The following is a 6,560-nucleotide window of genomic DNA, read 5'->3' on the forward strand; positions in this document are numbered from 1 at the left end:
TAGGATATACTCTTTAGCTATAGTATCAATTTTCATAGAGAATGTCTATTTGAACCGTGGTGTTTACTGATTATATTTAACTAATTATAAATTTTGAAATCATGAGGTTAATATGTTTTATTCTGGCTTTTATCGTTTTCTTATTGGGCTGTGCTGAGGAGAAAAAAGTAATTGCAAAATTCGATTTTCAGGAGAATAGGACGTTCACCGAATTTTTGGAGGAAGATAATGCTGACAGAAGCAACTATATCGTGACCATATTGGGAATGTCTAAGTGCGATCTGTGCAGTTATGTAAAAGAGAAAATGGTCAGTTTCTCTGGTCTGCCTCCAAATGTATTATTTAGGTCGGTGGATCTGACAAAAAGCGAAAACAAATGGCTGGAACAACTGCTACGCGAATTTTCCTATCCGCTTATATTGATTACAAATCCCGAAAACGAGTTAGTCGGTTTTGTTAAGGGGCTAGGCTACATGTTTTGAAAGAAGCTTTTCAAAATACGTTCAATAAAAGAATATTTTTTGATGATGGCAAAGGTCTTTTTCTAAATCAATACGAAGCAAAGGAGGTTTCCTCTGCCGTAAAGATTGACTTTTTAAATATACAGATCCAGTCTTATCTTAACTATGAGAAAAAAGAATCTTTGGATCCAGATGAGTTAGATCGTCTGAGGAAGAGTGTTAATACCTATCCTTATTTCTTCAATACGTATTTACTATACCAGTTTACAAAGGATGAAAGATTATTGGATCAGCTGATGCAGAGACATAATACCAATATAGATCAGTTTCTTTATACGGGTTTAAAGAAGAGTTTAATTTCTACTGAAGAACTGCAGTCCATAGATAGTTTGGGGCCGAAGCTGGAGTTGGATAGATATGCCTTACAATTTGGAGAAGGGCAGCCTTCCGATAAAAAGACGGTGGTTGTCAAGGTAAAAAATACAGGCGTTAAAGATTTACTATTGACAGAAGTGGTGCCTTCTTGTAATTGTGTAAGTGCAAATTGGGATAAAAAACCAATACCGCCAGGAGGACAAGGTACGGTAGCGCTAACTTATGAGCTTCGCAATATCGGGAACTATATTCAACAGGTGACTTTTTTTTCCAATGTTTTGGAAGAACCCGCTGTTTTTATCATTGAAGGGGTCGTAAAGAATAAATAAATTTAACCAATTTAAATTTTTGTATTATGAAAAGAATTATTTTTTATTGTATGTTTTGTTTTACTGGTCTATTTATGTTTAATACGGCCAAAGCAGATGATTGGGAAATTATTATTGATGGAAATTTTTGTGACAATAGGGACGATGGAGTGTATGGAAATCTTTCAGATTGTAGATGGTATTACCAATGTTTTGAGAATAGAACAGCTGCCAGGCAGTGTTCTGCAGGTAGTTTTTGACTGGAATTCTAGAGTCTGTGTGTTTCCTTGGGCCGCATTTAATCCATCGGCAAATTGTTTATAATTAATGATGATTAAAAGATAAATTAGGGTTTTCACGACCCCTTAAATATATTTTAAAACAATATGAAAGTTACAATCTTAACCCTAACGTTTTTTTTTGTATTAGCTTATTCTTTTGCTCAGAAAGCCTCAAAAGAGGGAATGACTTATGATAAGGAAAATTCGATGTACTATCGTATTTCAAACGATGAACAGTATTTATATTTGAATTTTTATAAAGATGAGTATGTTCAGAAAATAACTTCCTTAGGAGGGATAAAGATATTTTTAAATATGAACGGTAAAAAAGACACGATGAATGTTCCCTACATTGTCTATCCTGTGTATAATCGCTCAAAAAAAGATTATGAAGAAATAGAGACATCCGGTTTCTCTGGGGTTCCTGAGGGGAGAATGTCTGTCTTTAATGAGTATGGTATAGTGGGTGAATCTAAAATCATGGCATTATCGGGCAAAAATTGGTATTCAAAGGATCGATCTGTTTTTCAGAGTCAAATCACTATTCCCTTGAATGGATTGCGCATTGATAAAAATAAGAATATAAGTATTATGATTTTGTTGAGAGGATTACGTCTGGTACAACCACCTCTTGGTGCTATTAGAGGGGCTGGAATGAATTCGAATCTTGAAGAGGAAGCGCTTTGGTCTCATATTGACGATTGGACTTGGTCGTGGGTAGAATATGAGTTGAAGTAAATTATTTAATCAATGAAAGTATTTCTTATTCTAATAACAATTTTTTTAAGCTTAAACTCTTATTGTCAGACCGATCTCAATGAGGGAATGACTTATGACAAAAACACGAAGCTTTTTTATAAAATTAACAACGATAATGAAAATTTGTATATAAACATATACAAAGATGAATATGCCCTCAAAGTTATGATGCAGGGTGGGATGCTATTTTTTATAAATACCGAAGGTAAAAAGGATACGACATCGGTCCCAATGATTCAGTATCCGATTTATAAGAAGCCAAGAAATCTGGAAGTACTCCGTGTCGCGAAATTAGAAAATATTCCAGAAGTTGAAATGTCTGTGGTTAATGAATACGGTATTCTTGCTGAATCCAAGTTTGATCTTAAGGAGAATCTAGAAGATTTTCATATTAATAAGGCGGTTTTTTCAAGTAGCCTTTGTATACCTTTAAGTTCTTTAGGACTGGAAAGCAGGGGAACTATTGCCATAATGATTTTTCTTAAAGGTTGGCGAAATGTTGCCATTCCTGCAGGGGGGAGGTCTCCAATTTTAAATTCCCTATCCATGAATTCTTCTCCAAGTACAGATGCCCTCTCATTGGAGGCTGATACTTGGTCAGAAACTTGGATCAGTTACGAATTGAAATGATTTTTATAAACACTATTTACTTACGCTTATCTTGATGAGAATTTTAATAACAGTGATCTTACTTTTTCCAATTTTTGTAAATGGACAAACCGCAGGAAAAGATGTATCCCCTGCACACTGGAAGCAAGATGTCTCTCTTGATGGCAAATTGGATGAATGGAATAAGAACGATTTTATATATAACAAAGAAACACGGTTATGGTATAGTCTTGCAAATGACGATACGTATCTTTATTTGGCGGTAAAGAAAGAAGAAAATTCGAATAAAATTTTCAGCTGGGGTGGATTGCAGTTTTCGGTTAGCAAAGAAGATCGAAAAAGCAGTTCTAGCATTTCATTTCCTTTGGCGATTAAGAATGACAAAGCCGTTCCACACGACCAGTTGACAAATATAGGTGTTGAGGGGGTCTCCGGTATACCTGAAAAGCATTAAACTTATACAACGAGCACGGTATACAGGTCGGCTGGACTCTGGAAAAAGATAGCGACGATGAGTATGTGGATCCAACTTATCGGTATGAATTGGCGATTCCTTTGATACATTTGAAGTCATTTTTTGATGGAAATGAGATTAAGTTCAATATCCTATTACGTGGGTTTAGAGAAATCAGGCCTTCACAACAAGACATCGCTTTAGCAGAACAGATGGAAGTCTCGATGCAAGATAAATTGATGCAGGTAATGAAAAATAAGACGCCCAATGTACCAACGGAAGTTATAAATCGCAATTTGGCTAATATTAAAGATGATGGCCGATGGACAGAGTTCTCGGGTAGTTATCGTCTGGCTGTTAATAGCGAGTTTTGATTTGTCTGTTTTTTTTCTTTGCAGTTAAAATCATTTTCATAGACATTGTCTATGAAGCATATGCAGGTAAAGCATTATTTTAGAGGTAGATTATAACTCAAAGATTATGAGGATTTTTTTTTGCTACTTATTATTTATTGGCTTTGCCAATGGTCAAACTGACCCTAAAAAGGGAATGATATATGATAAGGAAAATAGACTTTACTATAAAATAAGTAATGATAAGGAAAATCTTTATATACAACTATTCAAAGAGGAATATGCTCGTAAAGTTGAGATGAGAGGAGGGTTGAGGTTATTTCTCAATTCTGAGGGAAGACGTGATACATCTACTGCTTCAGTGGTTCAATATCCCGTATATAAGAAGCCGACCCCAGGAGGACGGAGAGAATTAAAATGGGAAGAAATAGTAATAGACCGTTTTTCAGATTTACCGGTAGGTGTTCTGTCTGTTTATAATGAATATGGTATCACGGCAGAGGCTCAATTGAAAGAAAATCCAGAGAAAGGATTTTATGATAGAAATGGTCATATTTTTAATTATAGATTAGGTATTCCGCTACAATATATGACTGTGGGTATTGGAGAAAAAATAGCTATTTGCATTTTTCTGAAAGGTTCGCGGTTTGAACCTCTCCCACCAGGCGCTGCATCGCCACTTTTAAATGCAATCCCTGTTGATGGTTCGTCTACCTCTCAACAACAATATTTTCTTGAGGGCGACACATGGACCCATTCCTGGATAGATTATGAATTGAAATAAAAATATTAAATCAATGAAAGTAATCGCGTTATTATTCTCTATACTTTTTGTTTTGTATTCTCACGGTCAAACCAATCCCAAAAAGGGGATGACTTATGATAAGGAAAATGCGATGTATTATCGTATTACAAATGATGATAAGTACCTCTATTTGAACTTTTACAAAGATGAATATGCTGCCAAGGTGATAAAACCAGGAGGGATAATGATTTTTTTCAATACGGTTGGGGAAAAAGACACCTTAAATGTACCGAATATACTCTTTCCTGTATACAGTTACCCTAATAGGGATTTCGAAATAATACTAGCCCGAGGATTTACTGGAGTGCCGGCTAGCAAAATGTCTATATATAATAAATACGGGATCACAGGTGAGGCCAAATATAAAGAGATATCAACCAAAAGTGAATATGCAAAGGATTATTCAATTTTCGAAGGTAAAATAAGTATTCCTCGTAAATTACTGAAAGATAATAGCACTATGTTGTCTATCATGCTGCTGTTGCGTGGTGTACGTCTAAAACCTTTACCTGTAGGAGCTAATTTGGGAATTCTAATGAATACAACTCCAGAACAAAATATTTATTTTTCGAACATTGATTATTGGACACACAGCTGGATTGATTATCAGCTGAAGTAAATTATTTAATCAATGAAAGTACTTCTTATTCTAACAGCAATCTTTTTAAGCTTAAATTCTTATTGTCAAACCGACCCTAGAAAGGGGATGATATATGATAAAGAGAATAAGTTATACTACCAAATCACAAATGATACAGAGTATCTTGATGTTAAAATATATAAGGATGAATATGCTATGAAAGCAAGGATGTTGGGTGGTTTACGGTATTTTTTTAATGTAGAAGGAATCAAAGACACCGTAGGGGTGCCTATTGTTCAATTTCCTGTTTATAAGCGACCAGTTAATTTTGAAAGTTTAGAGTTATTCAATTTATCTGGTATTCCCAATGGAGAGTTATCGGTTTATAACGAGTATGGAATATTCGCGGAGGCAAAGATTGAAGGAAGGGATTCCTTGGGAAATTATCATAAAAATAAATATGTGTATCAAAGTAGTATTAAAATTCCTTTGAGGTATTTCAAGGGATTAAATTCCAAGAATAATTTGGCGATAATGATCTTCATGAGGGGTTCGCGCGCTATTCGGATACCTGATGGTAGAGTTTCTCCGATAATAAATTCTAGAGGGACCAATACTTCTTCTGAAATAGATGCTTTGTCATTAGATTTAGATACCTGGACTCATACCTGGATTGATTATGAATTGAAATAAAAATATTAAATCAATGAAAGTAATCGCGTTATTATTCTCTATACTTTTTGTTTTGTATTCGCACGGTCAAACCAATCCCAAAAAGGGGATGACTTATGACAAAGAAAATATGATGTATTATCATATTTCGAATGATGATAAGTACCTCTATTTGAACTTTTACAAAGATGAATATGCATCTAAAGTGACGAATCTAGGTGGAATCAAGATTTTTTTTAATATGACAAGCAAGAAAGACACCATTAACGTGCCGAATGTGGTATATCCAGTTTATGCTTATCCCAATAAGGACTTTGAGGTAATAGTTGCCAGAGGATTTACTGGAGTTCCTGATCGTAAGATGTCCGTGTATAACAAGTACGGCATCACCGCTGAAGCCAAATATAAAGAGATATCTGGGAAAAGCAAATATGAAAAAGACTATTCTATTTTTAAAGGAAAAATAAGCATCCCCCGTAGTGTACTTAAGAGTAATAATAACACATTATCTATTATGGTATTGTTGCGTGGAGTACGTCTTCAGCCTTTACCAGTCGGAGCTACATTGGGTACACTAATGAATACAACACCAGAAGAAGATATCTATTTTTCGAATATACAGAATTGGTCGCACAACTGGATCAATTATGATCTGAAATAAAATATTTAATCAATGAAAGGCAGTTTAACCTTAGTCTTATTATTCTGTATTATTTCCTTTTCTTATGCCCAGACCGATCCCAAGAAAGGAATGGCTTATGATAAGGAAAATGCGATGTACTATCGTATTTCAAACGATGAGCAGTATTTATATTTGAATTTTTATAAAGATGAGTATGTTCAGAAAATAACTTCCTTAGGAGGGATAAAGATATTTTTAAATATGAACGGTAAAAAAGACAC

At 34.6% G+C, this 6,560-nt stretch carries 12 protein-coding genes; all 12 read left to right on the forward strand.

From position 1 onward, the window contains the following. Window positions 1-101 precede the first annotated feature (101 nt). On the forward strand, window positions 102-482 hold the full coding sequence (locus M472_RS30275) for a hypothetical protein (RefSeq protein WP_021069629.1): 381 nt from the start codon (window positions 102-104) through the stop codon (window positions 480-482). Further along, on the forward strand, window positions 479-1,165 hold the full coding sequence (locus M472_RS30280) for a DUF1573 domain-containing protein (RefSeq protein WP_021069630.1): 687 nt from the start codon (window positions 479-481) through the stop codon (window positions 1,163-1,165). Before M472_RS30275 ends, M472_RS30280 begins: the two co-directional genes overlap by 4 nt. 74 nt (window positions 1,166-1,239) lie before the next feature. Next, entirely contained in the window at window positions 1,240-1,404 is a 165-nt protein-coding gene (locus M472_RS30285) for a chitin binding peritrophin-A domain-containing protein (RefSeq protein WP_394330228.1), read from the forward strand. 126 nt (window positions 1,405-1,530) lie between these two features. Beyond that, the gene (locus tag M472_RS30290; protein ID WP_021069632.1) at window positions 1,531-2,163 is read left to right on the forward strand and encodes a hypothetical protein; all 633 of its coding nucleotides are present in this window, start codon (window positions 1,531-1,533) and stop codon (window positions 2,161-2,163) included. Between the two features lie 12 nt (window positions 2,164-2,175). Beyond that, on the forward strand, window positions 2,176-2,814 hold the full coding sequence (locus M472_RS30295) for a hypothetical protein (RefSeq protein WP_021069633.1): 639 nt from the start codon (window positions 2,176-2,178) through the stop codon (window positions 2,812-2,814). Between the two features lie 34 nt (window positions 2,815-2,848). Further along, window positions 2,849-3,247 (forward strand): hypothetical protein, encoded by a 399-nt coding sequence (locus tag M472_RS30300; protein ID WP_021069634.1) that lies wholly within the window; start codon window positions 2,849-2,851, stop codon window positions 3,245-3,247. Between the two features lie 65 nt (window positions 3,248-3,312). After that, window positions 3,313-3,621, forward strand: a complete 309-nt coding sequence (locus tag M472_RS30305) for a hypothetical protein (protein ID WP_021069635.1) — start codon at window positions 3,313-3,315, stop codon at window positions 3,619-3,621. 106 nt (window positions 3,622-3,727) lie between these two features. Beyond that, window positions 3,728-4,384 (forward strand): hypothetical protein, encoded by a 657-nt coding sequence (locus tag M472_RS30310; protein WP_021069636.1) that lies wholly within the window; start codon window positions 3,728-3,730, stop codon window positions 4,382-4,384. A 13-nt stretch (window positions 4,385-4,397) separates the two neighbouring features. Beyond that, window positions 4,398-5,024, forward strand: coding sequence for a hypothetical protein (locus tag M472_RS30315; RefSeq protein ID WP_144062671.1), 627 nt, complete (start codon window positions 4,398-4,400; stop codon window positions 5,022-5,024). Window positions 5,025-5,111: 87 nt separating this feature from the next. Beyond that, the gene (locus tag M472_RS30320; protein ID WP_021069638.1) at window positions 5,112-5,678 is read left to right on the forward strand and encodes a hypothetical protein; all 567 of its coding nucleotides are present in this window, start codon (window positions 5,112-5,114) and stop codon (window positions 5,676-5,678) included. A gap of 13 nt (window positions 5,679-5,691) precedes the next feature. After that, window positions 5,692-6,318 (forward strand): hypothetical protein, encoded by a 627-nt coding sequence (locus M472_RS30325; protein WP_021069639.1) that lies wholly within the window; start codon window positions 5,692-5,694, stop codon window positions 6,316-6,318. Between the two features lie 12 nt (window positions 6,319-6,330). Beyond that, on the forward strand, window positions 6,331-6,560 hold a 230-nt coding region (locus tag M472_RS0122590; RefSeq protein WP_031301516.1), incomplete at its 3' end, for a hypothetical protein.

Source organism: Sphingobacterium paucimobilis HER1398 (assembly GCF_000416985.1).
In the GTDB taxonomy this organism is placed as follows: domain Bacteria; phylum Bacteroidota; class Bacteroidia; order Sphingobacteriales; family Sphingobacteriaceae; genus Sphingobacterium; species Sphingobacterium paucimobilis.